Here is a 26,264-nt window from a genome sequence, read left to right as displayed (position 1 = left end):
GAGGTGGTCAGGCCGGGCGAGGTCAGGAGACCTGGCGGCGGCCCTCGAACGCGCGGCCCAGGGTGACCTCGTCGGCGTACTCGAGGTCTCCGCCGACCGGCAGACCGGACGCGAGCCGCGTCACACGGATCTCGAGCGTGGTGAGCAGGCGGCTGAGGTAGGTGGCCGTCGCCTCACCCTCCAGGTTCGGATCGGTGGCGATGATCACCTCCTGGACCGTGCCGTCAGCCAGCCGCTGCATCAGCTGGCGGATGCGCAGGTCGTCGGGTCCGACACCGTCGATGGGGCTGATCGCCCCGCCGAGCACGTGGTACAGCCCGCGGAACTCGCGGGTGCGTTCGATCGCGACGACGTCCTTCGCCTCCTCGACCACGCAGATGAGGGTCGGCGTGCGGCGCGGGTCGCGGCAGATGGAGCAGGTCGGCTCCTCCGTCACGTTGCCGCAGATCTCGCAGAAGCGCACCTTGTCGCGCACCTCGAGCAGCACCTCCGCGAGGCGGGTGACGTCGAACGTCTCGGTCTGCAGGATGTGGAACGCGATGCGCTGAGCGGACTTCGGGCCGATGCCCGGCAGCCGCCCGAGCTCGTCGATCAGCTCCTGGACGATGCCTTCGTACACCGGCTACCTCATCCCCGGGGTCGGAGGTGCGGGCTGCTCCTCGATGAAGGTGGCACCGAGGATCTCCCGGACAACCGCCTCGCCGTAGCGCTGCGGCTGCTGGAAGGTCGGCGTGCGGGAACCCGCGGCCGGGGCTGAGGACGGACGCGCCGCGCGTGCGGCATCGCCGGACGACGCGCTCTCCGCGCTGCGCGCGGGCTGCGCCGACGGTGTCGCTGGCGGAGCGGCGACGGCCGTGGCGGACGGGGCGGCGGCCCAGTCGCCCGCGGGCTCCTCCGGGACGGGCGGCTCGAATGGCGGCTCGATCTCGGGCGGCGGGACGTCGTCGAACGGCGGCTCCTCCGTCGCGGGAGCGCCGGGCGGAGCTGCGGCAGGCGTGGGTGCCTGCGGTGCTGTGGACGGCGCGGCCGGACGCTCCATGGTGACCACGGCGGAGGTCACCGTCGCGGCCGCCTCAGCGGTCTCGCTCGAGGAGGGGATGGTGACGGTCGCCCACTCGGTGACGACAGCAGCCGGAGCGGCCGCAGCCGGAGCAGCGGCGGCCGGAGCGGCCGCGCGCGAGGACCCGGCGTCGGGCGCGGTCGACCGCGGAGAGGCGGTGCCGGACTGGGCCGACATATCCGGAGCGGATGCCGTGGGTGCGGCCGGCGCCGCCTGTCGGGCACCACCCGGCTCGGCACCCGGCCACGTCTCGGCCGCAGGCGCGGCGGGCGCACCGGCGGAGGGACGGGGCGATCCGCCGGACCCGGGAGCCGAGTCGGCCTTCGCGATGAACTTCACGCGGATGCCGAGGACATCGACGATCGCCTGACGCAGGTACTCACTGACGCCCGGGGCGCCACCGGCGTCGGGCTGCCGGAAACTCTGGACGTCGTTGTCGCTGGGGAACGACAGAGACAGGACGTCGCCGTTCAGCGAACGCACCTGCGCGGTGAAGACGACCATCCACGCGCTGCGCTTGGCCCGCTGCACGGCGTCGAGGATCTGCGGCCAGGCGTCTTTGACCTGCTGGGTGGTGACGGGACCGACGGGTGCCGCCGGAGCCTGCGACGCGGCGGTCGCGGAGGGCTGCTCTGTCGGGGCCGGAGCCGCTACGGGCGTCTCGTCGCCCGACGGCGTGGCCGTGGCGGTCTCCGGGGCGGGCTCGGCCTCGGCGACCGGCTCTGCCGAGGCAGCATCGGGAGCCGCAACGGATGCGACGGGCGCAGGAGCAGACGGCGTCGTCGGCGCAGCCGAAGAAGCCGCGGGGGCCGCGGGGGCCGCGGCACGGGCCGGCTCGCGAGACGGGGCCGAGCTCGCCACGGCCGGTGCGCCGCGCTCGGCGGCCACACGTTCCGTCCGACCGCCCTCGGCGCGACCGGGCTCGGAGCCGATGGCGTCGCTCACGCCGACGCGGCGCTCGAGCCGCTCCACGCGGGCGAGCGCACCGCGCTCGCTCTCGTCGCTCGACGGCACCAGTACGCGGGCGATCATGAGTTCGAGGTGGAGCCGCGGCGACGTCGCGCCGGTCATCTCGGTGAGCGCGGCGTTCACGATATCGGCGGCGCGGCTCAGCTCTGCGGCGCCGAACTTCATGGCCTGCACGCCCATCCGGTCGAGCTCGTCCTGCGGGACGCCGCGCAGCACGGCCGCCGCCCCCTCGACGCTCGTGGCGGCGACCACGATCAGGTCGCGCAGCCGCTCCAGCAGGTCTTCGACGAACCGCCGCGGGTCCTGACCGGTCTGGATGACGCGGTCGACCGCCGCGAAGGCGCCTGCCGCATCCCGAGCCGAGATCGCGTCGATCACGTCGTCGAGCAGCGCGGCGTGCGTGTAGCCGAGGAGGGCGACCGCCCGCTCGTAGTCGATGGCGCTGCTCTCGGACCCGGCCATCAGCTGGTCGAGCAGGGAGAGCGTGTCGCGCGGCGAACCGCCGCCCGCACGCACCACCAGCGGGAGGACTCCCGGTGCGACCGTCATGCCCTCGCTGTCGCACAGACTCTGCACGTACTCCAGCATCTGCGCGGGAGGGACGAGCCGGAACGGGTAGTGGTGGGTGCGGGAACGGATCGTCCCGATCACCTTCTCGGGCTCGGTCGTCGCGAAGATGAACTTCACGTGCTCCGGCGGCTCCTCCACGATCTTCAGCAGGGCGTTGAAGCCCTGCGGGGTGACCATGTGCGCCTCGTCGAGGATGAAGATCTTGTAGCGGTCGCGGGCGGGGGCGAAGATCGCACGCTCGCGGATGTCGCGCGCGTCGTCGACGCCGTTGTGGCTGGCCGCGTCGATCTCGACCACGTCGAGGGAGCCGCCGCCGTCGCGGCTCAGCTCGATGCAGCTGGCGCACTTACCGCACGGGGTGTCGGTGGGCCCCTCTGCGCAGTTCAGGCAGCGCGCCAGGATGCGGGCCGAGGTGGTCTTGCCGCAACCGCGGGGACCCGAGAACAGGTAGGCGTGATTCACCCGGTTGGTGCGCAGTGCCGTCATCAGCGGCTCCGTCACCTGAGACTGGCCGATCATCTCGGCGAAGGTGTCGGGCCGATAGCGGCGATACAGGGCGGTTACCACTCACACATGCTACTCACCGCCGCCGACATTCGGCTGGGTCGCGGGCGATCACGGGCCGCGCACGTTGAGGGCGCGGCCGATCGCCGACCACAGCGCTACCCGGGCGTCCTCGGTCGGCTGCGCCTGCGGCGCGGCGGGCAGGTCGAGCGGCGTGTACGGCGGGAGGTAGAAGGTGTGCGTCGCCTTCGGCGCCCGGAGGTACGCGTCTCCCCCGCGCGCCGGCCGCACCTCGGCCGCGACGTCGAGCCACCGGCAGCCGTTCCCGAGCTGCTCGTCCTCCCCCGCGCATCCCAGGACCACCGGACCGGGGATGCGGTCCAGATCGAGCACGGCCGCCCGCGTCACCACACGGGTGCCGCTGAGGCAGGGCACCCACGAGCCTCCGACGGTGATCGCCGGACCGGGCACGGGCGACGGGCAGACCAGCCCGGTGGTCCCGGCGGGCGCGATGGCGCCGTAGACCAGCTCGGGATGCGCGACCGCGGTCCAGAGGGCGAGCTGCGCGCCGCGCGAGGTCCCGAAGACGAACACGCGCCGCGCATCCACGCCCGGCTGCGCGCGCAGCCAGTTCAGGGCGGCGACGACGCGCTCGGCAGGGAGGACGCGGACCGGCCCGAGCTGGCCCGCCGATCCGTAGGTCGACAACGCGAGCGCCGGGTACCCCATCGCGGAGAGCGTGGCCGCCGAGAGCACGCCGGTCTGCACATCCGGCTCTGTTCCGTCGAAGACGAGCACGGCCGGGCGGGGTGCCGCTGCGGCCGACGCCGGCTGGAAGTAGTCGCCCGTGATGCCGTCGTCGAACACCGCGCGAGACGGCGCCACCGACGTCAGCCCGACCCGATGCAGGCGGCGGGCGGCGACACGGCGTCCGTCGATGACCGCCTCCAAGTCCACGGTCATCGTCGATCCGCCCCACACCTGCGGGGAGTTCGCCTCGCGGCCCGACTCGCTCTGCAGCGTCCAGAACAGGCCCATCCCGTCCGCTCCGCCGAACGGGGCCTCGGCGGGCACGTCGTGGTCGAGGTCGACGACGCCGGAGGACGGGACGCTGTAGACGGCCTGCGAGGTCCACCGCTCGCCCACCGCAGAGCCGGATCGCGCCGTCACGCGAACCGTCACTCGTCCACCGGGCGGCAACGAGACGACACGGACGTGGACCGGCTTCCAGACGCCGCTCGGCTCCTCGCTGACCTCGACGCGCGGTCCGCCGGCGCCCGGTACGGCTACGCAGCCGGCGAGGGATGCGACCAGCAGCGCGAGGACCACGCCCACCACCGCCCGCCTCATGGCCGCATCGCCCCCGCCAGCTTCGCGATCACGACCTGCCAGAACTGCGCGCGCGCCTGCTCCGTCGCCTGCGCCGTCGCGGGATCCAGATCGCTCAGTCCGATGGGCAGCAGGGGCGGGGTGGTGATGTCGTGGCCGGCGCCGTCGGCGTAGAGGAAGGCGTCCCCCGGCTCGTCGCCGCGCGCCTGCTCCCCCGCACGCGTCCAGTCGCACGCCGTGGGCAGGAGCCGGTCGTCGGTGCCGCAGGCCAGCACGAGCGGTCCGCTGATGCGCTGCAGCGCAAGGATGTCCGTGCCCGCGATCGTGCGCTCCGGGTTGGCGCACGGCAGCGCCCTCCCGTGCTGGATGAGCAGCGGGCTGCCCGCGGACGACGTGCACTGGAGCGCCGTCGCGCCGCTGGCGGCGAACGCTCCGTGGACGCGATCCGGGTCGTTCGCGGCGAACCAGAGGGCCAGCGACGAGGCACGACCGGTGCCGTACACGAAGATGCGCCCCTCGTCCACGACGGGAAGGGAGGAGAACCACGTCAGCACGGCGTCGAACGTCTCGACCGAGAGCGCGGCCGATCCGGGGATGCGTCCGGCGGGGACGAACGCCGGAAGCACGACGACGGGGAAACCGGCCGACGCGATCCGGCGCGAGACGAACGCCCCGGACGCTCCCCCGTCGTCCCCGTCGATGACGATGACGCCGGGCCGCAGGTCGACCGGCGTTGGCACGGAGTCGACCAGTGTTCCGACCGACGCGGTCGGCGCGAGGCCGCTGGCCTCCGGGTCGCCGGTGCCGATCAGGTCGCTTCCCAGCAGGTCCCGGCTGATCGTCCCCGCCGAGAGCGGCGCCCGGTGGAGTTCGCCGGAGGCCACCTGGTGCCCCGCCTGCTCCGCCGAGAACCGCACATCGAGCGGGCTGTACACCCACTGCGCCTCCAGCTGCTGCTGACTGAGCGACGGTCCGGTCAGGCTCCAGAGCAGACCGGAGCTGTCCGGACGGGGGTAGGGCGCGGCCGTCGGCTCCTGCGACCACAGCCGGACGGTTCCCGTGGGCGGAACCGCGTAGACCGCCCGCGACGACCACGCTCCGGCGTTGGAGCGCGCCCGTGCCGTGAGCACCACCGGCTCGCCCGGCTGCAGCCCGACGACCTGGATGCCGACGGGCTCCGTGATCCCGTCGCCGAAGCGGCTGAAGACGAACCGCGCGCCCGCTCCCTGGCCCGTCGCGCAGGCCGAGAACACGAGGGCCGCGACCGCTCCGAGGACCGCGACCCGCAGCAGCCGTCTCACGGGCATGCGCGCGATCATCCCAGCACCGCCCGGAGCAGGTCGCGGCCGACCGCGTTCCAGAACGCGATACGGGCCTTCTCGGTCGGCTGGCCGCCGACCGCCGGGAGGGCGATCGGCAGACCCGGCGGCACGCTGACGGGATGCGTCGCCCCGTCGGCGTAGATCGTCCTGTCACCGGGGCGCGGCTCCCGGGTGGCCGCCAGGGCGCGCTGCCAGGCGCACGACGAGGGCAGCGTGGCGTCCTGCGTCCCGCACCCCAGGACGACCGGTCCGTCGACGCCGTCGATGGACGGCACCGCGGAGGGGATGACCGTCCCCGCGTCCGAGAGGCAGGGAAGGCCGGACGAGTCCTCGAACACCGGGGCCACCCGCGCCGCCGGCAGGCACAGCAGTGCAGGCGAACCGCCGGCCACGAACAGGCCGTGGATACGGGAGGGGAAACGGGTCGCCGCCCAGACGGCCAGCTGTTCAGCCGCCCCCGTTCCGTAGAGGTAGACGCGGTCCTGCTCGATGTCGGGGCGCTCCGCGAGCCAGTCGAACACGGCCTCTACTGTGGTGTCCGCGACGATGCCGGTCGAGCGGACGCCGTCCGCCGCCGCGGCGACCGGGATGCGCAGCACCGAGGCGCCGAACTGCGCGATCACCGGGGCGACGTAGTCTCCGGACGCGCCCGGCCGCGCGTCGTCGAACATCAGCACCACCGGCGTCTGCGGGTGCTCCAGGCTCGCCGCGCTGTAGAAGGTGGCGAGTGCGACGTCCTCGTGCGTCTGCCGCGGCAGGCGCGGATCGATCGCCGGCCGCAGATCGCGCGTGTAGATCGTGCGCACCGCCAGGGACGATGCCAGCCCGTCGAGCTCGAACGAACGGGAGGCGATGACGCGGCCCGCGTCGGAAGCCGCGACGGTGACGCGGATGGTGTCGCGCATCCACTGCCGGGCAGCTGCCTCGCCCGACAGCTGCGGTCCGCGCAGCGTCCAGAACAGCCCCGCCGAGTCCGGCTCGGTGAACGGCGCGAGCTGAGGCCGGGCGGACGCGAGATCGAGCGTCCCCGACGCCGGGACCGTGTAGGTCGCCGCGGAGGTCCACGTTCCGTGCGACGTGGCGAGGCGTGCGGTCAGGCGGAGCCGCGCCCCCGGCTCGGCGCCCACGAGCTCCAGGGGGAAGGGCCACAGCACCGCGCTGTAGCGGACGAGCGGAGAGGTCACGAACCGGGCGCCGGCACCCGCATCCCCTGCGCCGCATCCGGCGAGCACGGTGATCGCGACGAGTGCGGAGGCGACGGCCGCTACGATTCGCGGCAGCAGCCGCGGGCGGCGCGCGGCGGACACACGTCGCGGCATCCCGTGCCGTTCGCCGTCGCCGCGCCGTCGCCGCATGGCCTCTGCTCCTGTCAGCCCCCGGTGGCTTCCCGGACCGCCGCGAGCGACTGCCGGGAGATCTCGAGTTCTTCGTTCGTGGGCACCACCAGCACGGTCACGGCGGAGTCGTCGGCCGAGATGACCCGCGGGTCGCGCGACGGGCTCGCGTTGCGCTCCGGGTCGAGCCGGATGCCGAGCACCTCCAGCCCGGAGAGCACCTCCGCGCGGAGCGCCGCGTCGTTCTCGCCCACTCCGGCCGTGAAGGTGAGCACGTCGAGGCGTCCGAGCAGCGCGGTGTACGCACCGATGTAGTGCTTCAGGCGGTGGACCGTCACATCCAGCGCGAGCCGCGCAGCGTCATCTCCGCGACCCGCCGCCTGCCGGACGTCGCGCATGTCGCCCATTCCGGAGAGGCCGAGGAGCCCGCTCCGGCGGTTCAGCAGCTCGTCGAGGTCGTCCGTCGACAGCTGCGCGCGCCGCGCCAAGTGGATGAGGACGGCCGGGTCGAGGTCTCCCGATCGAGTGCCCATGACGAGGCCCTCCAGCGGGGTCATCCCCATCGACGTCTCCACCGAGCGCCCGCCATCGACCGCGCACGCGGACGCGCCGTTGCCCAGGTGCAGGACGATCTGGCGCAGCTCGCCGAGCGGGCGGTCGAGGAAAGCCGCCGCCGTCTCGGAGACGTACTTGTGCGATGTGCCGTGGAAGCCGTACCGCCGCACGCGGTGGCGCTCCGCCAGCTCAGCGTCGATCGCGTACGTGTACGCCTCCGGAGCGAGCGTCTGGTGGAACGCGGTGTCGAACACGGCGACGTGCGGGACGTCCGGGAACGCCTTCTTCGCGGCACGGATGCCCTCAAGGTTCGCCGGGTTGTGCAGCGGTGCGAGGTCGGAGAGGTCCTCGATGTTGATCTCGACGAGCGGCGTGACGATCGTCGGCTCGAAGAACCGCTTGCCGCCGTGGACCACGCGATGGCCGACCGCATCCAACGGGTTCTCGTCGAGGCTGGGGCCTTCCGCCGCGAACGCGTCGAGCATCGCGCGGAACCCCGCCGTGTGGTCCGGGATCTCGAGCGTGCGCTCGCTCGTGCCGTTCGGCCCGCGGTGCGTGGTGTGCCCGCTCGACTCGCCGATCCGCTCCACAAGGCCCGAGGCCAGGGACTCCTCGGTCTCGCTGTCGATCAGCTGGTACTTGAACGACGACGAACCGCTGTTGACGACCAGGACGGCGCTCATGACAGGGCCGCCTGGATCGCGGTGATCGCCACGGTGTTGACGATGTCGTCGACGGTCGCCCCGCGGGACAGGTCGTTGATCGGCATCCGCAGACCCTGCAGCACCGGGCCGATCGCGACGGCGCCCGCGCTCCGCTGGACCGCCTTGTAGGTGTTGTTGCCGGTGTTGAGGTCCGGGAAGATGAACACGGTCGCCCGCCCGGCCACCTCCGATCCGGGCATCTTCGCGGCGCCGACGGCTGCATCCGCCGCCGCGTCGTACTGGATGGGCCCCGCCACCGCGAGCTGCGGCGCGCGCTCCCGCACCAACTCGGTCGCCGTCCGCACCTTCTCCACGTCCGCCCCGGCGCCCGAGTCGCCGGTCGAGTACGACAGCATCGCGACGCGCGGCTCGATCCCGAACTGTTCGGCGGTCCGCGCGGACGAGATCGCGATGTCGGCCAGCTGCTCGGAGGTCGGGTCCGGGATGACGGCGCAGTCCCCGTAGACGAGCACGCGGTCGGCGAGGGCCATCAGGAAGACGCTGGACACGACCGAGACCCCCGGCGTCGTCTTGATGATCTCGAAGGCCGGCCGGATGGTGTGCGCCGTCGTGTGCGCGGCGCCGGACACCATCCCGTCGGCGAGCCCCAGGTGCACCATCATCGTGCCGAAGTAGGACGTATCGGTGATGGTGTCGGACGCCTGCTCGATCGTGATGCCCTTGTGTGCGCGCAGCCGGGCGTACTCGGTCGCGAACCGCAGCCGCATCACATCGTCGAAGGGGCTGAGCACCTCGGCGCCGGAGAGGTCGAGACCCAGCTCGATCGCACGCGAACGCACCTCGAACGGCTCGCCGAGGATGGTCAGCTGGGCGACACCGCGCGCCAGCAGGGTGTGGGCGGCGCGCAGGATGCGGTCGTCCTCCCCCTCGGGCAGCACGATGTGCTTCTTCGCCGCCCGCGCGCGCTCGATCAGGTCGTACTCGAACATGAGCGGGGTGACGACGTCGTGCCGGGAGACGTTGAGACGCGCGAGGAGCGCGCCCGCATCCACGTGCCGTTCGAACAGGGCGAGCGCGGTGTCGTACTTGCGCTGCGAGTCGGCGGCGAGCCGGCCGCGCGCGTGCGTGATCCGCACGACCGTGTCGTACGTGTCGAGCCCGGTCCGCACAATCGGCAGCGGCGAGCGCAGTCCCGCGAGCAGCCGCTGGATGGGCTCCGGCAGGTCGAACCCGCCGTTGAGGACGATGCCCGCGATCGACGGGAAGGTGCCCGACGCGTTCGCCATCAGCACCGCCAGCAGCACCTCGGTGCGGTCACCCGGCACCACGACGACGGCGCCGTCGACCAGGCGCGGGAGGACGTTGTTCATCGACATCCCGGCGACGACCACTCCCAGCGCCTCGCGGGCCAGGAGCGCCTCCTCGCCGGCGATCAGCGTCGCGCCGGTCTCCTCCATGATGGAGCGGATGCTCGGCGCCACCAGGAATGGATCCTCCGGGATCGCCCACACCGGCGGGCGGTCCGCACTGCCGGCCGCGACCGCCGCCGCACCGACGACCGATCCGACCGCGTCGACGATCTCATCCAGCATCCCGTCGTCCGCCCGGTTCGCGATGACGGCGAGCAGGCCGGCGTGCTCGGTGCGCAGCTCGGCGACGGCGATCTCGGCCAGCTGGCGGAGCTCCTCCGGCGAGCGCGGGTCGGCCTGCCCGAGGCGCTCCCCGAAGCCCTGGCCGATCCGCCCGCCGAGCACCAGCAGCACCGGTGCGCCCAGGTTCGCCGCGATCCGGGCGTTGTACCCGAGCTCGGTCGGGCTGCCGACGTCCGTGTAGTCGGAACCGAGGATGACCACGGTGTCGCAGCGCGCCTCCACGGCGCGGAAGCGCTGGACGATCTCGGCGAGGGCCGCGTCCGCGTCGGTGTGGACGTCCTCATACGTCACGCCGAGCGCGTCCTCGTAGGAGATGTCCGCCGTGATCCGCTGGAGGAGCAGCTCGAGAACGTAGTCGCGTTCGTCTGTCGACCGCGCGATCGGGCGGAACACGCCCACCCGCTCGACGGAGTGACGCAGGGACTCGAGCACGCCGAGGGCGACGGTCGACTTGCCGGTGTGGCCTTCGGCCGAGGTGATGTAGATGGAGCGCGCCACGTCAGCCGATCCGCTCGATCGCCGGGATGCCGTAGCGCCCGTCCAGCACCTCGTCGCCCGGCAGATACAGGCGGAGGATGGGGCGGAAGCGCCCGGTGGGCGCCGGCAGCCAGTTGGCGGCCGCCTTCTCGTCGGTCGGTCGGGTGGCGCTCATCGTGATGGTCAGTCCTCCGTCGTCGTCGTACACGAGCCCGCGGGTCCTGTCGCCGACCGAGTAGCGGTCGATCGGGTTGGCGACGAGGTAGTAGTGCGGGAGGTCGTACATGGTCAGCGACCAGAAAGCGCCCACCGGCGGCGTGGGGCTCAGCCGCAGGCGGTAGACGTGCTCGCCGCTGAGCGGTTCGCCGTCGGCATCCTCGTAGGTCATGATGTAGGCCGCTTCGTAGGCGTGGTTGCCCCACAGCCCGCCGAGCGCCGCGGCCGCCCGGAGCGCGTACCGGGTGCGCGGGTCGTGCAGCTTCCACTCGGGCGCGTCGATGGCGCCGAGCTCGAAGAAGTCGAGGTTGTAGTCGAAGACGTGGAGGTTGACCGCCCAATGGTCGGTCAGCGTCCCGGAGGTGCGCAGGGCCGACTCCAGTGCGTCCTTGCCGAGGGCGTACCCGGCGGCGAGCGCCTGGCGCACCCCTTCGGGCTGTTCGGCGATCGTGTACGGGCTGACCAGCCCGAGCGGCGCATACGACTCGAGCGCGGGCCGATCGCGCAGCGCCGGCGGGAACGCCTGCGACCACACGCGCAGCTTCTCGAAGAAGTCGAGCGCCTCGCCCTGGCCGCCGTCCACCGCGGGGACGCCCTGCGGTGGAACGAGCGTCTGGTGGAGCGGCGTCAGCGTGAGTGCGTCCTGCAACGCGTGGACGGCAGGGAGGTCATCGGCGCCGTCGACCGCCCAGCGTCCGACGATCGTCGCCACGCGTGTGGGGAAGCGGATGGCCGGGAGTCCGGAGGTGTCGGGCGCGGCCGGGGTCTCGTCATCGTCGGGCGGCAGCAGCAGGAACTCGCCACCGTCTCCCCCGGTCGCCCGGGTGCCGATGTAGGCGAAGTTGTTGGTCCAGGCGTCCACGAACTGCAGGACGAAATAGCGGTCACCGGCAGCAGGAACGCTGAGCCTCACCGGCCCGACCCCCAGATCGACCTGGGCGATCGAGTACACCGTGTCGTTGTTGATGGACACGAACGTGTCGTCCGGTCCGGCCAGCTCACGAGCGTGCCCGAACGAGTTGTAGGACGTCGGAGGGATCGACCCGATGCCCTCCTCCGTGAACCGCACGACCTGCTCCAGGTCGAACACGAGCGGGAAGCCCACCACGTACGCCTCGGTCGCCAGCTCGGTCAGCTGTTCGGTCACTGCGGCACCCCGTCCATCCATCGCTCCACGGAAGACACGGATCATTCTACGGGGTGTAGAAGATCCGGGACTGCTGGCCACAATATACGCGGCGGCGGTGACACACGGCTGGACATGAAAAGACTCCCCACGCACCCGCCAGAGCCCGGTTACCCTTGCTGCGTTTCCGCCCTGGGGGAGTTGGCCTGGATGGCGCCACGTGGGGAGCCAACAACGATTGTAGCGGCTGCGGATGAAGGCCGCGTGCACGAAGCCCTCCGGCGTTCGGGTAAGATACTGGGAGCCGCCGGCCGCGACAGCGGAAGGCGACGACCAGGAGAATTCGCCTAGTGGCCTATGGCGCACGCTTGGAAAGCGTGTTGGGTGCAAGCCCTCGGGGGTTCGAATCCCCCATTCTCCGCCATCGCAAGTGCCATCTACGCGCTAACGAGGGAAGTCGAGCTTTCTAACGAAGCCGACTGTCCCCTCTGTGCGCGCTGGACACATCCTTGTGACGCCCCCCCCCCCCCCCAAGTGAAGGGTCGACACTCGCCAAGCACGTCATCGACCGACGTCTTTGTCGGGGACGGTCGCGGCAGGATCGGTGACCACTAGCATCCCTCGACGATGCAGAAACTCGTGCGCCGTGATGGTGACCTCCGGGTTGCATAGCCGTGCTGCGCGAATCAAGAGGCGCGAACCGTTCAAAGCCCCCGACCTAGGCGTGCCACGCGGCTGCGCATCACCGATGCAGTCCGCCGCCTAGATCGAGACATCTCGGGCTTGCCTGCGGCGGTTCTAGTCAGCGTGCTCACAAGTCGGCGGATTCGTAAGCTGAGCTCAAGTCAGCCTTCGTCAGCGCGGTCACTCGCTTGAGTTGCTTCAGGTCTTCTTTCTTTTTCGAAGCGCATACGTCACATGGAAAGGGGACAGCGCGACGGTTGGTCGGGCGCTATCGTTATTTCGCTGTGAGTCGACCGACCTGGGGGAATATGGACCAGAGCTTTTCGCCGACGAATATGAGGCGTGTCTGGGACCTACAGACTCGTAAGGGAAAGGACCTCACACGTACATTCCCCAAGGTCAAGGAAGCTGTCGAGGCGCTTCGGGCCCTACGCAACGACTACCTCTTGGCATCCGCCACGGATCGCGATACACGAGCGTCACTCGAATCGGCACTCAGCGCCGCCCGTCAGCATGTTGAGATTGTGCTCGAGGCTGCGCTCTCCGCTACAAGTCAGCGCATCGTTGCCGACATTCAGCGGGATCGCTTCTCGTGGGGTCTCCACCAGAGTTCCATGGTGAACGGTAGACAGACATACGCCCTGGACGCTTCACCGCACGTCTTTTTTGCCGACAAACACCTGCAGCGGGTGGTCGGATCTCAGCACAATCACCGTCAGCCCTCGCGGCAGGATGTGGTCGGCGCACTAGTTCGTGCCATAGACAACCGCCTCCCTAAGGCGGTCGTCAAAGTCGATGTTGAGCGCTTCTACGAAAGCATCGAGCACAGGCGGCTAATCCAGGTCTTGGCTCGTACCGACATAACGCCGGTTAATCGCGCCCTTATCGGGCTGCTGCTAGATGAATATCAGGCGTTGGTTGGGGCGCCCGTCGGCCTCCCCACAGGAATTGGTCTAAGCGCGAAACTCGCCGAGTTCTTCGTGAGCCGTCTTGATACCAGATTTCTGTCTTTGCCGAACATTCAGTACTTTGCACGATACGTGGACGACATAGTCTGCGTCCGCGGTCTGGAGAATCGAGATACCTCAACAGATGCAGAGCTAATTGCAGAAATCTCAACCGGTCTCGCCGAACTCGGCCTGGGCGTCAATGCGTCGAAGTCCGCGGTCTTTAGGCTTAGAAACCAGGTTCTTCCAGCATTCGACTTGTTGGGCTATCGGATCGCCTATGGTTCCACCGGGGTAAGCGTGCAACTAACCCCGAACCGGCTCCAAACCATAAAGGATCGAGTCTCCAATTCATTCGATGTCTGGCAAAAGAGGGGTCCGCAAAATGGCGGTCGCCAGCGGCTTCTTCTGGACCGGATCCGTTTCCTGACAGGTAACACCCGGCTCTTGAACAATAAGCGGAACGCGATGGTTGGAATCTACTTCTCCAATCCACACCTGACGGATTTGAAACAGCTGTCGCATCTTGACGACCACCTGAAGGCGATAACTGCACAGCAGATCATGCCGTCGGGGCTCAAGTCGAAGATCGATGCCTTGTCATTCCGCGAAGGCTTCGAGACAAGACGGATCCACCGGTTTCGCCCCAGACAGCTCGAGCAACTTAGAGGGGCATGGCATGCATAAGCGGAAGCGGAGTATTCGCAAGCGGGATGCGAGAGTCCTCCTAAGTGACGTTCTACCGTACGAGCTGCCGCCAAGCTTCAACAATCGAGGGCTTTATACGTTCATCAACGATTCACGCCTGCGCATCGAAGGTGATCGCATCCTCGCTCGCCGTCTCGATGACGCGACACCGGGAATCGTTTCTATCCTCTTAGGCCGGAAAGTGACTTTTCCAACGAACGCGGGGGCAGGGGAAGATTCAGAATTGCAGTTCGACGGACCGGCACGAATACCCACAATCCCGTTCCAATTCAATGTCCGGCACCGCGCAAACGACTTTCGCACGCTCACCGTCCCGCACCCAGCCGCCCAGATCGAAGTTGTCGACTTCTATCGCAGCAACTCAGACATGATGCTGTTCCACACGGGACGTAGCCCGTTCTCACTTCGACATCCATCGCGCGTCGCCCGATACAGTGTCGTTCGAGATTGGTTATTCGAAGCCTCGCGGAAGAAACCCGACGGCGTCGAAGACGAACGATACGAGTATGAATGGATACGCTCATATTTCGCGTATCGGCGGTACTCCAACGTGTATAAATTCTATGACTCAAGCGAGTACCGCTCGTGTGAACGCCGCTACGGATTCCTGGTCAAAGCGGACATTGCGAAGTGCTTCGACAGCATCTACACCCACAGCGTCGCTTGGGCGGCGCATGGGCACAACGTCGTAAAGGATAACTTGGGAAAGAAGAATCTCAAGAACACCTTCGGCGACGATTTCGATACGCTCATGCAACGGCTGAACCATAACGAAACCAGCGGAATCACAATCGGCTCGGAGGTATCCCGGATCTTCGCTGAAGTTATCCTTCAGGCTGTCGATCGCGATATCCACGCAGCGCTCGAAGATGAAGGTCTACGTCAGGGACACGACTATCAGATCCTTAGATATGTGGACGATTACTTCATCTTTCTCGCCAACGCCCAGAACCGCTTGGACGTGCTGGAACAGATTTCTAAGAGCCTGCGGAAGTACAAGTTGCATCTTAATGCAGCGAAAGAGGAGGGTGAACACACGCCGTGGCTCTCGCCGCTAACTGTCGCGAAGGACAAGGTCACGAGGTTGCTGAAGCGCTCAATCGACAGGGGCGAGAATGCCGACGAGCCGGACGGCGACAGGCTCCCGCGACCTTACGTCCGAAGCGAGCGGCTCGTCACGGGATACAAGGCGATCCTGCTCGACACCGGCGTAAGCCACTTCGATCTGGCGAATTACGCGCTCGCGCGAACAGAGCGGGCGATGGAAAAGCTGATGCAAAGCTCACTCGATGCCATCGCACCTTACGTGGATTCGCTTGGGGGCGAGATCCAAGCTCATACCCACGCAACGACCGGCGCACTGATTTCGATTCTTGACTTCGCGTTCTTCGCCTTCTCGGGGGCGCCTCGGATGAGTCCCGCTGTGAAGATCGCTCGAATCGTGAGTTCGGCCCTCCGGTATTCGCGATCGCCGCACGTCCCCATTCATGAACGACAGCGTCTCGAAATGCGAATTCGTGAAGAGTTGGCCATGCATTTAGCCCGAGCCGGAAGAAGCGAATCACCTTCCGCCGTAACGGCAACCTTGGTCGACTGCCTTTCGGATCTAGGCGAGCAATACAGGCTGCACGAGGACGAACTCGCCGAAATCTTCAGGTTTGCGTGCCTCGAAGATGGGCGTCTCCACGCTCCCAAGAACCTGGACGCCGTACTGCTCTTCAGCCTCTTGCTCCATATCAGGAGTTACGGCGGCTACCGCGCACTCCGTAGGGCCTGCATCGACTGGCTGAAAACTATCGCGAGCCGTTCCCTCCGAGATGGGGAAAGAGCGCTCGTAACGCTGAACGTGCTGTCATGTCCATTCGTCGATCGGGCCACGAAAGTACATCTACTGCGCGACTTGGGTATAACACGCCCCCAAGAGGTGACCGCCATCAGCAGTCCTCGTCGGCATTGGAATGTCAATTGGGAGTCCTTTGATCTTTACGCCGCGTTGCAGGAAAAGCGCCTCTACGAGGTATATTGACGATCGCGCCCAGGCATCTGTCACTTATGACAGCACACACCAGCGCCGAGCGGGACGCCTGGCAAAACGCCGGTCTGGTGGCGGTGAATGGACTGCCATTCCCCGCCACCGACGAATCCCTCCGTCGGGATCAGGCGAGCCAACGGATTCGCCGATGACCGCTCGCTCAGCGTGTCACCTCGCGATGATTGCCCCTACGACTCTGGCAGACCTCACTCCGAAGCGTCAGCAACGACGCTAGAGCAGCGCCGAGATCCCCGTCGCCACACTGTAGATCGCGAGGCCCGCGAGCGCGCCCACGACCGTGCCGTTGATGCGGATGAACTGCAGGTCGCGGCCGACCTGGGTCTCGATCTTGTCGGTGGTCTCGGCCGCATCCCACGATTGCACCGTCTCGGTGATGACGTGCGAGATGTCGCTGCGGTAGTTGGTCACCAAGTGCAGGGCGGCGTCGGTCAGCCGGGTGTTGAGAGATGCCCGCATATCGTCGTCGGCCAGGACGCGCCGGGCCACGTCGGCGACGAAGGCCTCCGCGCGGCGGCGCAGGTCGCTGTCCTCTTCCGAGAGCGCATCCAGGGCGGCCGTGCGTGCGGCTGACCAGGTGGATGCGGCGAGCTCGCGGATCCGCGGATCGTCGAACGCGCGGCCCTTCGCCGCCTCCAGGCGTTCGATGGTCGCCTCGTCGTGCTGCAGCCGGTCGGTCAGCTGGGCGAGGTAGTCGTCGAGCGAGCGGCGGAGGCGGTGGTCGGGGTCGTCGCGCATCTCACGGACGAACCGGCGCGCCTCCGCGTGGAGACGCTCGTCGATGACGCGATCCACGAACGACGGCAGCCACGACGGGAGACGCCGCGACACCACCGGTCCGAACGCTTCCGGATTCGCCGCGAGCCACTCATCCAGCCGGTCCAGCAGCAGGTCGACCGCCTCATGGTGGCCGCCCGAACTGAGTACACGCTCCCCGAGCCGTCCGAGCGGCGGACCCCACTCCGGCGCGACGACGTGCGTGCGCACGACGCCCTCGATCGCCTCCCGCATCCGGTCGTCGTCGAGCAGCGCGGCCAGTCCGGTCATGCCGCGGAAGGACTCCGCCACCACGCGGCGCGAGTTCTGCGGCTCGGAGAGCCAGTCGGCGACCGCGCCGGCGAGGTCGATGCTCCGCAGCTTGCCGGCGACGACCTCGTCGGAGAGGAAGTTGGTCTCGACGAAATCGCCGAGGGTCGCCCCGATCTCGTCCTTGCGGGTCGGGATGATCGCCGTGTGCGGGATGCGCAGCCCGAGCGGATGCCGGAACAGAGCGGTCACGGCGAACCAGTCCGCGAGCGCGCCCACCATCGCCCCCTCGGCGGCGGCGCGCACGAACCCGAGCCACGGATAGCGGTCCTGCAGTGCGAAGGCGACGGCGAACACGACGGCGGCCACCGCGAGCAGGCTCGTCGCGAGCGCCTTCATCCGCCGCAGGGCGAGTCGGCGTTCGGCGTCGGTCGGGAGCGTGGCGGTCACGCGAGCTCGGCGTCCTGGATCTGCATCTCGAACCTCCCGGGCATGTGGGGTGTGGACGAACTCCACCGTACTCACGCTCCGCCAGACGACACCTCCGAGCGGACCACCGCCGTCTTCCTAGGACATGCCGTCGTCCTCGGCCACCAGTACGCCGTCGCAGAACGCCCGGGTCGGCTGGGCGAGCAAAGGATGCGAAGAGCGGGCGCGACTTCTCGATCCGGATGGCGTGGCGCTCCACATTCCCGACCGTGAATTCGAAGGTCCGGCGGAGATGGAGGCTGAAGGTGATGACCTTCTTGATGATCACCGCACGGTCGACGGCGATCGTCAGCCAGCCCCACATCTGGTCGAACGCGAAGTCGACGACATGCTTCTCGTCCTGGCCGACGGTGAACGAAAGCGTGTGCGTCGTCACGACTTTCCCCGGGCGACGCCGCACGGACCGTCGGGAAGGATCGCGGCTCAGGGCGACGAACAGGAAGACCGCCCACGCGATGAAGACGAACGCGACCAGCAACAGCAACCACGAACTCCGGGCACCGTCACCGTCGGAGTTGAGGAGGTGCCACCCGCCTAGGGCGGCGGCGGCCAGCACCGCGAAGGCCCAGGCGCACGCGACCACCGCCGGGCGAGAATCGCTCATGTCGCGATCATAATGACCGTCCGGTTGCGTAGGAGAAAGTGGCCGAAATCTCCGACGGGCCGCGGCGGGGATGGAGATTCGGGGCGTGAGCCGCGGGATGTCCGCGGATGGGCGACGGATCTCCGACGGAGGGCCGCGGTCAGGGCCTCGCCGACCGGCGGGCCAGGAAGACCGTAGCCACGACAGCGGCCAGGGCGATCGAGACGGTGGTGACCACGCCGAGCGGGAGGATGCTCAACGACCCGGCGACCCCGACGATCGGGGCAGCCACTCCCCCGAACGCGAACCGCGCGGCGCCGAGCAGGGAAGACGCCGTTCCCGCGATCTGCGGATAATCCGCGAGCGCCAGCGTCGTCGAGGGCGGGCTCGTGATCGCCGTGCCCGCCGCGAGCAGGAAGAGCGACACGATCACGACCGCCAGCGGCACGGCCGTGAGGCCGGCGAACAGGAGACCCGCCGCGCCGACACCCGCGACCACGAGGCCGACGATCAGCGTGCCAGTGACGCTCCAGCGCTCGCTGAGCCGTCCGGCCAGGTAACCGAACACCATGAAACCGGCCGAGTTGAGACCGAAGGCGAGGGCGTAGCCCTGCGGGGAGAGACCGTAGACGTCCTGCAGCACGTAGGTCGCGCCGCTCAGGTACGCGAAGAGCGCGGCGTAGACGAAGCCCTGCGCGACCACCGCACCGACGAACCGGCGGTCGGAGAGCAGCAGCCGGATGTCGCGGCCGATCACCGCGAAGCCGGCCGCTGTGCGCGCATCCCGACCGAGGGTCTCCGGGAAGCCGACCGCCACCCACAGGAGGATGACCGCACCGATGACGGCGAGGACCACGAACAGGCCGCGCCAGTCGAGAACTGCGGTCAGAGCCCCACCGAGGAGCGGGCCGACGATCGCGGCGAACCCGCCGATGACGGTCAGCCGTCCGTAGAAGCGGATCAGACGGCCGCCCTCGTAGACGTCCCGGCCGGCGGCCTGGGCGATCACGATGCCGACCCCGCCCGCGAGACCCTGCACCAACCGGGCGGCGACGAGGATCTCGATGGTCGGACTCACCGCGCACAGCGCCGAGACGACGATGTACGCCGCCACCCCGATCAGCGCCGGTCCGCGCCGTCCGAATCGGTCCGAGAGCGGACCGGCAATCAGCTGCCCCGCGGCCAGGCCGATCAGGCACGCGGTCACGGTCAGCTGCGCCAGTGAGGTGGCTGCGCCGAGCTCGCTCGTCAGTGCGGGCAGCGCAGGAAGGTAGAGGTCCATCGAGATGGGCCCGAACACCGTGAGCACCAGGAGCAGGGTCGCCAGCGGGCGGCCGACGCGCACGCGGGAGACGGAGGGGGAAGTGAGGGAGGCTGTCACGCACTCAAGCACACCGTGATCGTCGCCGTCGAGGGAGTCCCTGACGAGAGGTGTACTGGCAGGGCATCCCACGCCCGGTCGCAGCGACCTAGATTCGAGAGCATGGATGAGCGAACCTGGACACCCGACGAGCTGCACGCCATCGCGACGACCGACGACTTCCACATCGCGCCCTTCCGGTCCGACGGCGTCACGCTCGGCACTCTCACCTGGATCTGGTCGGTGGTCGTCGATGACGGCGTCTACGTGCGCGCCTACAACGGGACGGGTTCGCGCTGGTATCAGTCGGCGCTGGCGCAACGCGCGGGGCGCATCACCGCGGGCGGCATGCAGAAGGACGTCACCTTCACGCCGATCGACGACGAGGCGCTGAACGATCGGATCGACAGCGCGTACGAGGCGAAGTACGGTTCGAGTCCCTACTACCCGCCGATGGTGACCGCCAAGACCCGGGCGGCCACTGTCCGGGTCGACCCGCGCTGATCAGGGCCGGCTCAGTGCGCGAGCGGGCGCCCACCGTCGGCCGAGCGCGCGCACGATCCGCAGGTCTTGGAGCGAGAAACGGCCATCGGGCATCGCGGCGCGGATGCTGTCGTCACTGAACGGACGTGATGGCCGCAGCTCGGGCGGCAGCTCGGGGGCGTACGGTGCCGACTCGGCGACGCCCTCGGCGAGCATGCGCGCCTGCGCCTTCGCGACCAGCGGGACCACCATCGTCCACTCGGTCAGCTGCGCCAGGGCACGGATCGACCAGACCGGCGCCGGGAAGAAGATGGGACGGCGGCCGGCCACCCGCGCGATCCGGCGCACCGCCTCACCCAGGGTGAACTCCTCCGCACCCATCACGGCCACGGTCGGCTTCGCGATCCGGCCCTCCAGCGCCGCCACCAGCACGTCGACGGCATCATCGACGGGCACAGGGCGCACGGTCCGCTCGCGGAACCCCACCGTCGCGAAGGCCGGGAGGGTCCGCACCGCGCGGGTCACGTGATCCACCATGTGATCGCCGGGACCGTAGACCATGCTGAGCTTCAGGATGGTGTGCTCGATGCCCGAGGTCCGGATCAGCTCCTCGGCCGCCCACTTCGACTCGTGATAGCCGGAGCCGCAGTCGGGCCGTGCCCGCAGGAAACTGACCATCACGATGCGCTGCACCCCCGCCCGCCGCGCCGCCTCAATCACCGCGCGGGTGCCGTCGATGTGGATGCGCTGGAAGGTCCCGTCGCCGATCTCGCGGTTGATCCCGGCGCAGTGCGCGACCGTGGCGCAGCCCGCGAAGGCCTCGGCGAGCGCATCCACGTCGTCGATCTGGACCCCGGTGCGGCGCGAGACCACGACGGCCTCATCGCCAAGACGCTCGGTGAGGTGGCGGCCGATGAACCCGGTGCCGCCGGTGATGGCTGTCCGCATCCCTTACTCCTTCGCTTATTAGCAATGTAGCTAAACTGTATATAGCAATGGTGCTATAGTGCAAACATGACAGACTCAGCGAGCGACATCTTCGCCGCGCTGGCCCACCCGACCCGGCGGCAGATCCTGCAAGACCTGAAAGACGGGGAGCTCGCGGCCGGCGAGATCGCCGCCCGCTTCAACGCGACAGGGCCGACCATCTCCCGGCACCTCAGCGTGCTGCGCCAGGCGGGTCTGGTCACCGAACGACGGGATGCGAACCGCATCCTCTACTCGCTGGCCGGCGAACGGCTGGCCCTCTCGGTCGGCGACTTCCTGTCGACCGTCTGCCCGGAGCAGATCGTGCTGCGCGAGGTCCGCAAGCGGGGCACCGCACGGACCGACGGGAAGAAGTCCGCGGCGACCGCATAGCGGTCAGCTGAGCAGTTTCGGAGAAGCGCGGCGCGCCCTCTCCGCTCTACGGTCGGACTATGACGAAGACAACCGAGAACTCATCCACGGCTCCCGCCTTCACCGACGAGGAGCGCGCCGCCATGAAGGAGCGGTCGAAAGAGGTGAAGACCGCGCGCAAGGGCAAGACGACACGCGAGGACGACACCCGCGACCTGCTCGCCAAGATCGCCGAGCTCCCCGAGCACGACCGATCACTTGCGGAGCGCATCCACGCGATCGTCACCGAGACGGTGCCGGACGTCTGGCCGAAGCTCTGGTACGGGCAGCCGGCCTACGCCATCGGCGGCAAGACGTTCTGCTTCTTCCAGCCGGCGTCGAAGTTCAAGACGCGCTACTCCACGCTCGGCTTCAACGACCCGGCGAAGCTGGACGACGGGCCCATGTGGGCGACGGCGTTCGCCATCCTCGACCTCGGACCGGAGGAGGAGCAGCGCATCCGCGAACTGGTGGGCAGGGCAGCCGGCTGATCCCGCCGGCGGCGGTGCCGCCCGCCCCACGAATGGGTGTCCCCCAAAATGCCGCTACCGGACGTGTGCGGATTGGGCGAGGCTCGTCTGGTGAGTGAACCAGCCGAGGTGGGGACGGATGTGGCAGTAACCCGTGAGACCGTCCTCCGCCCGCACCGGCACCTGTTCACACGTGGCATCGTCGCGGTGCTGGCACTCACCACACCGGTTTTCGCGGTCCTCTACTGGCTGACCATCCCTTCCGGCGCCTGGGTGTTCGTCCTCATTGCGCACCTCGTCGTGATCGCGGCGACGGTCGTCGGAGTGGCCTCGTTCCTCAACACGACGATCAGCTACGGGCCGGACGGCGTGCGCGAGCGCGGATTCTTCGGGCGGACGGTGCACGTCGGCCATGGCGAGGCGGGGGCGGTGATCCTGGTTCAGGTCTACGAGCGCAGCACCCTCGACGTCCTCCCCCAGCTCTTCGTGGCGTCACCCGAAGGTCGGCTGCTCATCCGCATGCGTGGCCAGTTCTGGTCGGCGGATGACATGGAGCGCATCGCGGAAGAGCTGGATGTGCCGGTCACCCGACCGGAGGAGCCCATGACGCACGGACAGCTGCGTCGGGCGTGGCCACGCCTCCTGTACTGGTTCGAACGCATCCCCGTCGGTCGCTGAGCCGCCCGAGCGCTGCCCGCCGGAGCCCACGTCATACGCCGAGCCGGCGTGCCAGGATGACAGGGTGACGCCGCGCACCGAGGTCGAACCGCGCAGCAAGGGCCTGCTCACACCGAGCCGTGTCGCCCCGGCCGCGCCCGTATCCATCGCGCGGCATGCCGCCCAGGGACGCGCAGCCGCGTTCGTGCGGCACTACTGGCTCCCCCGCTGGCAGCTTCCGGACGGGACGAGCATCCGACAGGACGTGCTCGAGTACCCGACGGCGAACCTCGTCGTCGAGGAGCGGTCCGCCGCGCTGTACCGGGCGCACCGCGGGATGAGCTCCCGCACCTTGGAGGGCTCGGGATGGGCACTTGGCGTGCTCCTTCATCCCGGCGTCTCGCGCGGATGGACCGGCGCATCCCTGCGCGGTCTGCCGCCCGTCGCCCCGCTCGGCCGGCTGCCGATCGGGCAGGGCGCAGCGGGGATGGTCGCCGCCGTCCGCGAGCGCATGGCCGGCGACGACGACGCGGGCGCGATCGCGGCCTTCGAGGCGTGGCTGTACGGCATCCCGGAGCCCGACGAGGGCGCCCGCCTTGTGGACCGCATCGTCGCAGCGGTCGAGGGCGACCGTACCCTGCTGCGCGTCGAACAGCTCGCCGACCGCTTCGGGCTCGGCGTCCGGCACCTGCAGCGCCTGGTCGCGGGCCACATCGGCTTCGGGCCGAAATGGCTCATCCAGCGCTACCGGTTGCAGGAGGCGGCGGCCGCGCTGCGCTCGAGCGCCCCTCCCTCCCTCGCGGATCTCGCCGCCGAGCTGGGCTATGCCGACCAGGCACACTTCAGCCGGGATTTCACGTCGGTCATCGGCGCGACACCCGGCGCCTACGCGGCAGCCGAGGGGCAGGAGTGACCGACCTCGACGCCGTGCTGTCGCCGTGGCGCGAACGTTGGCGACTCGACCCGGACGGGGCGGCGTTCGCGACGCCGTCGAGTGTTCTGCAGGCGGTCCGCCGTACCGGGGAGCCGCTGTTCCTCAAGGTCGCGACCGTCGGTGAGGAACGCGCGGGCGGAGCGGTGATCGCCTGGTGGCGCGGCGACGGTGCCGCGGCCGTCATCGACATCGATGGGGATGCGGTACTGCTCGAGCGCGCGACGGGCACCCGCGGCCTCGCACAGCTCGCGCGCTCGGGTGCCGCGGGCGACGACGAGGCGACGCGCATCCTCTGCCGGGCCGGCCGTCGACTGCACGCAGCGGGATCCGGGCAGCGGCCGGACGGACTCTTCGACCTCCACCGCTGGTTCCGCGACCTCCTGCGGCGAGGGGATGCGGCCGGCGGCGGGCTGTTCGACGTCGCCGCGCGGGTCGCCGAGGAGCTGTTGCGGCATCCCGACGGGGACGTCGTGCTGCACGGCGACCTGCACCACGGCAACGTGCTCGACTTCGGGCCGCGCGGGTGGCTCGCGATCGATCCGAAGCCCCTGCACGGCGACCCCGGTTTCGACGTGGCCAACATCCTCTGCAACCCCGACCCCGCGACGGCGCTCGCGCCGGGTCGCCTGGAGCGCGCGGTCGCGGTGATCGCCGCGGAGACCGGCCAGAGCGAGGACAGGGTGCTGCGCTGGGCGCTGGCCTGGGGCGCGTTGTCCACGGTCTGGGCGGAGCAGGACGGCGCCGCGCACGCCTCGGCAGCCGGTGTGGCGCAGCGAGCACGGACGCTCCTCGGGCTCTGACCCGGGCGCAGCGATCCGGCCGCAGCTCAGCGACGGCGGCGGGTGCCGAAGATGCCCTCGACCACGCTGCCCAGGATGTCGCGGGTCGCCTTCGAGCCGAGCACCTGCTCCAAAACGGTCTTTGACGAGCCGGACGAGGTGCGCCGCGTCGTCCTGCGCGGCGAGGTCTGGCGCAGGATGCGGTCGTACTCCTTCTGCGCGGCGCGCTCGGCGGCCTCCCTGGCCTTGGCGTCGGCCTTGGCCTGCGCTTCGGCCGCCTTCTGCGCCTCGGCGGCCGCCTTGGCCGCGGCCTCCTCGGCGTCCGCCTTAGCGGCGGCCGCCGCGGCGGCGTCCAACTTCCGGCCGAGCATCTCGCGGGCGGAGTCGCGGTCGAGCGGGGTGCCGTACTTCGCCTGCAGCGGGGAGCCGGCGATCGTCGCATCCACCTGCTGCTCGGAAGCCGGAGACATGGAGCCCTGCGGTGCACGGAGGCGCGTCCAGGCGACCGGCGTCGGTGCGCCCTTCTCGTTCATGACCGTGATGACGGCCTCACCGGTGCCGAGCGATTGCAGCACCTGGGCGAGGTCGTAGCCGGAGGTCGGATACGTCGACACCGTGGCCTTCAGCGCCTTCGCGTCGTCCGGCGTGAACGCGCGCAGCTGATGCTGGACCCGCGAGCCCAGCTGCGCGAGCACATCGGACGGGACATCCTTCGGCGTCTGGGTGACGAAGAAGATGCCGACGCCCTTCGAGCGGATGAGGCGGACCGTCTGGGTGATCGCCGCGAGGAAGTCCTTCGAGGCGTCGCGGAACAGCAGGTGCGCCTCGTCGAAGAAGAACACCAGCTTCGGCTTGTCGAGATCGCCGACCTCGGGGAGGTCGTTGAACAGGTCGGCGAGCAGCCACATGAGGAACGTGGAGAAGACGGCCGGTTTGTCCTGCACGCCGGGCACCTCCAGCAGGCTCACGACGCCCGTGCCGTCAGGTGCCGTGCGGAGGAACTCAGCCGTGTCGATCTCCGGCTCGCCGAAGAAGGCGTCGGCGCCCTGGTCGGCGAAGGCGATCAGCTCGCGCAGGATGACGCCCACGGTCGCGCCGGAGAGCCCGCCCAGCCCCGTCAACTCCTCCTTGCCGTCGTCGCTCGCCAGATAGGTCAGCACGGCGCGCAGGTCGGCGAGGTCGAGGAGCGGCAGCCCCGCCTGCTCGGCGTAGTGGAAGACCAGCCCGAGGCTCGACTCCTGCGTCGCATTGAGGCCGAGCACCTTCGAGAGCAGCAGCGGTCCGAACCCGGCGACCGTCGCCCGGATCGGCACCCCGCGGCCGACGCCGCCGAGTGAGAAGAACTCGGTCGTCGCCGCGTGCGGTGCCCAGTCCTGGCCGATGCCGCGGGTGCGTTCGAGCAGCTTGTCGTTCGCCTCGCCCGGTGCCGCGATGCCAGAGAGATCGCCCTTGATGTCGGCCGCGAACACGGGGACGCCCGCCGCCGAGAGCTGCTCGGCGAGCACCTGGAGCGTCTTGGTCTTGCCGGTGCCGGTCGCTCCGGCGACGAGGCCGTGACGGTTGGTCATGGCGATCGGGATGCGGATCGGCACATCCGGCAGCGGGTCGCCGTTGACGAGGGCGCCGAACTCCAGCGCGTCGCCCTCGAACGCGTATCCGGCACGGATCGTCTCGACGGCTGCGGCATCCAGGGGGCCGGAGGTCGGCGGCCGGGCGGTCGTGGGTGCCGCGGATCCGGGTCTCGAGGTCGGCGCTGCCGGTGCGGTCGACGCGGCCGCCGCCTCCCGCAGCGATGCGGCCTGGGCCTCCGCCGCGGCCGACGCCTCCTGCGCCCTCCGCACGGCCTCGGCCGCCTCCGCCTGCAGCCGCTCGGCCTCCTCGGCCGCCGCCAGTGCTTCCGCCTGCGCCTTCGCCAGCGCGTCCGCGTCGCTCATGCGG

21 protein-coding genes, 1 tRNA gene and 1 other RNA gene are annotated in these 26,264 nt (G+C 69.4%); 10 read left to right on the top strand and 13 right to left on the bottom strand.

Translation table 11 applies throughout. The features are described 5' to 3' along the window. Positions 1-22 precede the first annotated feature (22 nt). From recR to ffs, 9 genes are all read right to left on the bottom strand, one after another. Entirely contained in the window at positions 23-619 is a 597-nt protein-coding gene (gene recR / locus J2Y42_RS08475) for a recombination mediator RecR (protein WP_309856881.1), read from the bottom strand. A 3-nt stretch (positions 620-622) separates the two neighbouring features. Continuing rightward, the gene (locus J2Y42_RS08470) at positions 623-3,166 is read right to left on the bottom strand and encodes a DNA polymerase III subunit gamma and tau (protein WP_309856880.1); all 2,544 of its coding nucleotides are present in this window, start codon (positions 3,164-3,166) and stop codon (positions 623-625) included. Between the two features lie 48 nt (positions 3,167-3,214). After that, positions 3,215-4,453: an acyl-CoA thioesterase/BAAT N-terminal domain-containing protein gene (locus tag J2Y42_RS08465; RefSeq protein WP_309856877.1), complete on the bottom strand. Its 1,239-nt coding sequence runs from the start codon at positions 4,451-4,453 to the stop codon at positions 3,215-3,217. Beyond that, the gene (locus J2Y42_RS08460; RefSeq protein ID WP_309856875.1) at positions 4,450-5,739 is read right to left on the bottom strand and encodes an acyl-CoA thioesterase/BAAT N-terminal domain-containing protein; all 1,290 of its coding nucleotides are present in this window, start codon (positions 5,737-5,739) and stop codon (positions 4,450-4,452) included. The genes J2Y42_RS08465 and J2Y42_RS08460 overlap by 4 nt, the downstream gene beginning before the upstream one ends. 8 nt (positions 5,740-5,747) lie before the next feature. Next, a complete protein-coding gene (locus J2Y42_RS08455) occupies positions 5,748-7,109 on the bottom strand; it encodes an acyl-CoA thioesterase/BAAT N-terminal domain-containing protein (protein ID WP_309856870.1) in 1,362 nt (453 codons plus the stop codon). Between the two features lie 14 nt (positions 7,110-7,123). Continuing rightward, positions 7,124-8,326, bottom strand: coding sequence for an acetate kinase (locus tag J2Y42_RS08450; protein WP_309856868.1), 1,203 nt, complete (start codon positions 8,324-8,326; stop codon positions 7,124-7,126). Continuing rightward, positions 8,323-10,458, bottom strand: coding sequence for a phosphate acetyltransferase (gene pta / locus J2Y42_RS08445; RefSeq protein WP_309856866.1), 2,136 nt, complete (start codon positions 10,456-10,458; stop codon positions 8,323-8,325). The genes J2Y42_RS08450 and pta overlap by 4 nt, the downstream gene beginning before the upstream one ends. Position 10,459: 1 nt before the next feature. Then, positions 10,460-11,800, bottom strand: coding sequence for a DUF1254 domain-containing protein (locus J2Y42_RS08440; RefSeq protein ID WP_309856863.1), 1,341 nt, complete (start codon positions 11,798-11,800; stop codon positions 10,460-10,462). A gap of 115 nt (positions 11,801-11,915) precedes the next feature. Then, positions 11,916-12,012: signal recognition particle sRNA small type (gene ffs / locus J2Y42_RS08435), an RNA gene on the bottom strand. A 103-nt stretch (positions 12,013-12,115) separates the two neighbouring features. Here ffs and J2Y42_RS08430 point away from each other — a divergent pair. The 3 genes from J2Y42_RS08430 to drt3b all read left to right on the top strand — a co-directional run bounded on the left by J2Y42_RS08430 (position 12,116) and on the right by drt3b (position 16,144). Beyond that, positions 12,116-12,203 (top strand) — tRNA-Ser (locus J2Y42_RS08430). Positions 12,204-12,771: 568 nt separating this feature from the next. Continuing rightward, positions 12,772-14,097, top strand: a complete 1,326-nt coding sequence (gene drt3a, locus J2Y42_RS08425) for an antiviral reverse transcriptase Drt3a (RefSeq protein WP_309858074.1) — start codon at positions 12,772-12,774, stop codon at positions 14,095-14,097. Beyond that, on the top strand, positions 14,090-16,144 hold the full coding sequence (drt3b, locus tag J2Y42_RS08420; protein WP_309856860.1) for an antiviral reverse transcriptase Drt3b: 2,055 nt from the start codon (positions 14,090-14,092) through the stop codon (positions 16,142-16,144). The genes drt3a and drt3b overlap by 8 nt, the downstream gene beginning before the upstream one ends. A gap of 237 nt (positions 16,145-16,381) precedes the next feature. Here the strand turns inward: drt3b and J2Y42_RS08415 are convergent, their stop codons facing one another. Further along, positions 16,382-17,644, bottom strand: coding sequence for a DUF445 domain-containing protein (locus J2Y42_RS08415; protein WP_309856858.1), 1,263 nt, complete (start codon positions 17,642-17,644; stop codon positions 16,382-16,384). 124 nt (positions 17,645-17,768) lie between these two features. On the opposite strand from J2Y42_RS08415, the gene J2Y42_RS08410 reads away from it, so the two are divergent. Beyond that, positions 17,769-18,221 carry a hypothetical protein gene (locus J2Y42_RS08410; protein WP_309856856.1) on the top strand — a complete coding sequence of 151 codons (453 nt, stop codon included), beginning with the start codon at positions 17,769-17,771 and terminating at the stop codon, positions 18,219-18,221. Between the two features lie 205 nt (positions 18,222-18,426). Here the strand turns inward: J2Y42_RS08410 and J2Y42_RS08405 are convergent, their stop codons facing one another. Further along, the gene (locus tag J2Y42_RS08405) at positions 18,427-19,647 is read right to left on the bottom strand and encodes a multidrug effflux MFS transporter (protein ID WP_309856853.1); all 1,221 of its coding nucleotides are present in this window, start codon (positions 19,645-19,647) and stop codon (positions 18,427-18,429) included. A gap of 102 nt (positions 19,648-19,749) precedes the next feature. Between J2Y42_RS08405 and J2Y42_RS08400 the strand changes: the two genes are divergently transcribed. After that, positions 19,750-20,130: a DUF2255 family protein gene (locus J2Y42_RS08400; protein WP_309856850.1), complete on the top strand. Its 381-nt coding sequence runs from the start codon at positions 19,750-19,752 to the stop codon at positions 20,128-20,130. Here J2Y42_RS08400 and J2Y42_RS08395 read toward each other — a convergent pair whose 3' ends face one another. Then, positions 20,131-21,057 (bottom strand): NAD-dependent epimerase/dehydratase family protein, encoded by a 927-nt coding sequence (locus J2Y42_RS08395; protein WP_309856847.1) that lies wholly within the window; start codon positions 21,055-21,057, stop codon positions 20,131-20,133. Positions 21,058-21,123: 66 nt separating this feature from the next. Between J2Y42_RS08395 and J2Y42_RS08390 the strand changes: the two genes are divergently transcribed. The 5 genes from J2Y42_RS08390 to J2Y42_RS08370 all read left to right on the top strand — a co-directional run bounded on the left by J2Y42_RS08390 (position 21,124) and on the right by J2Y42_RS08370 (position 24,347). Continuing rightward, positions 21,124-21,468, top strand: a complete 345-nt coding sequence (locus tag J2Y42_RS08390) for a metalloregulator ArsR/SmtB family transcription factor (protein WP_309856844.1) — start codon at positions 21,124-21,126, stop codon at positions 21,466-21,468. A gap of 59 nt (positions 21,469-21,527) precedes the next feature. Further along, positions 21,528-21,977 carry a DUF1801 domain-containing protein gene (locus J2Y42_RS08385; RefSeq protein ID WP_309856841.1) on the top strand — a complete coding sequence of 150 codons (450 nt, stop codon included), beginning with the start codon at positions 21,528-21,530 and terminating at the stop codon, positions 21,975-21,977. Positions 21,978-22,067: 90 nt separating this feature from the next. Further along, positions 22,068-22,634, top strand: a complete 567-nt coding sequence (locus tag J2Y42_RS08380) for a hypothetical protein (RefSeq protein WP_309856839.1) — start codon at positions 22,068-22,070, stop codon at positions 22,632-22,634. Positions 22,635-22,698: 64 nt separating this feature from the next. Then, complete coding sequence (locus J2Y42_RS08375) at positions 22,699-23,526, top strand: helix-turn-helix domain-containing protein (protein WP_309856835.1); 828 nt, start codon at positions 22,699-22,701, stop codon at positions 23,524-23,526. Then, on the top strand, positions 23,523-24,347 hold the full coding sequence (locus tag J2Y42_RS08370) for an aminoglycoside phosphotransferase family protein (RefSeq protein WP_309856832.1): 825 nt from the start codon (positions 23,523-23,525) through the stop codon (positions 24,345-24,347). Before J2Y42_RS08375 ends, J2Y42_RS08370 begins: the two co-directional genes overlap by 4 nt. Positions 24,348-24,373: 26 nt before the next feature. Here J2Y42_RS08370 and J2Y42_RS08365 read toward each other — a convergent pair whose 3' ends face one another. Continuing rightward, positions 24,374-26,260 carry a helicase HerA-like domain-containing protein gene (locus J2Y42_RS08365; RefSeq protein WP_309856830.1) on the bottom strand — a complete coding sequence of 629 codons (1,887 nt, stop codon included), beginning with the start codon at positions 26,258-26,260 and terminating at the stop codon, positions 24,374-24,376. Between the last annotated feature and the right edge of the window lie 4 nt (positions 26,261-26,264).

Origin of the sequence: Leifsonia sp. 1010 (genome assembly GCF_031455295.1) — a bacterium.
In the GTDB taxonomy this organism is placed as follows: domain Bacteria; phylum Actinomycetota; class Actinomycetes; order Actinomycetales; family Microbacteriaceae; genus Leifsonia.
The sequence above is the reverse complement of the archived record's forward strand: the minus strand, read 5'-3'. Positions and strand labels throughout refer to the sequence as shown.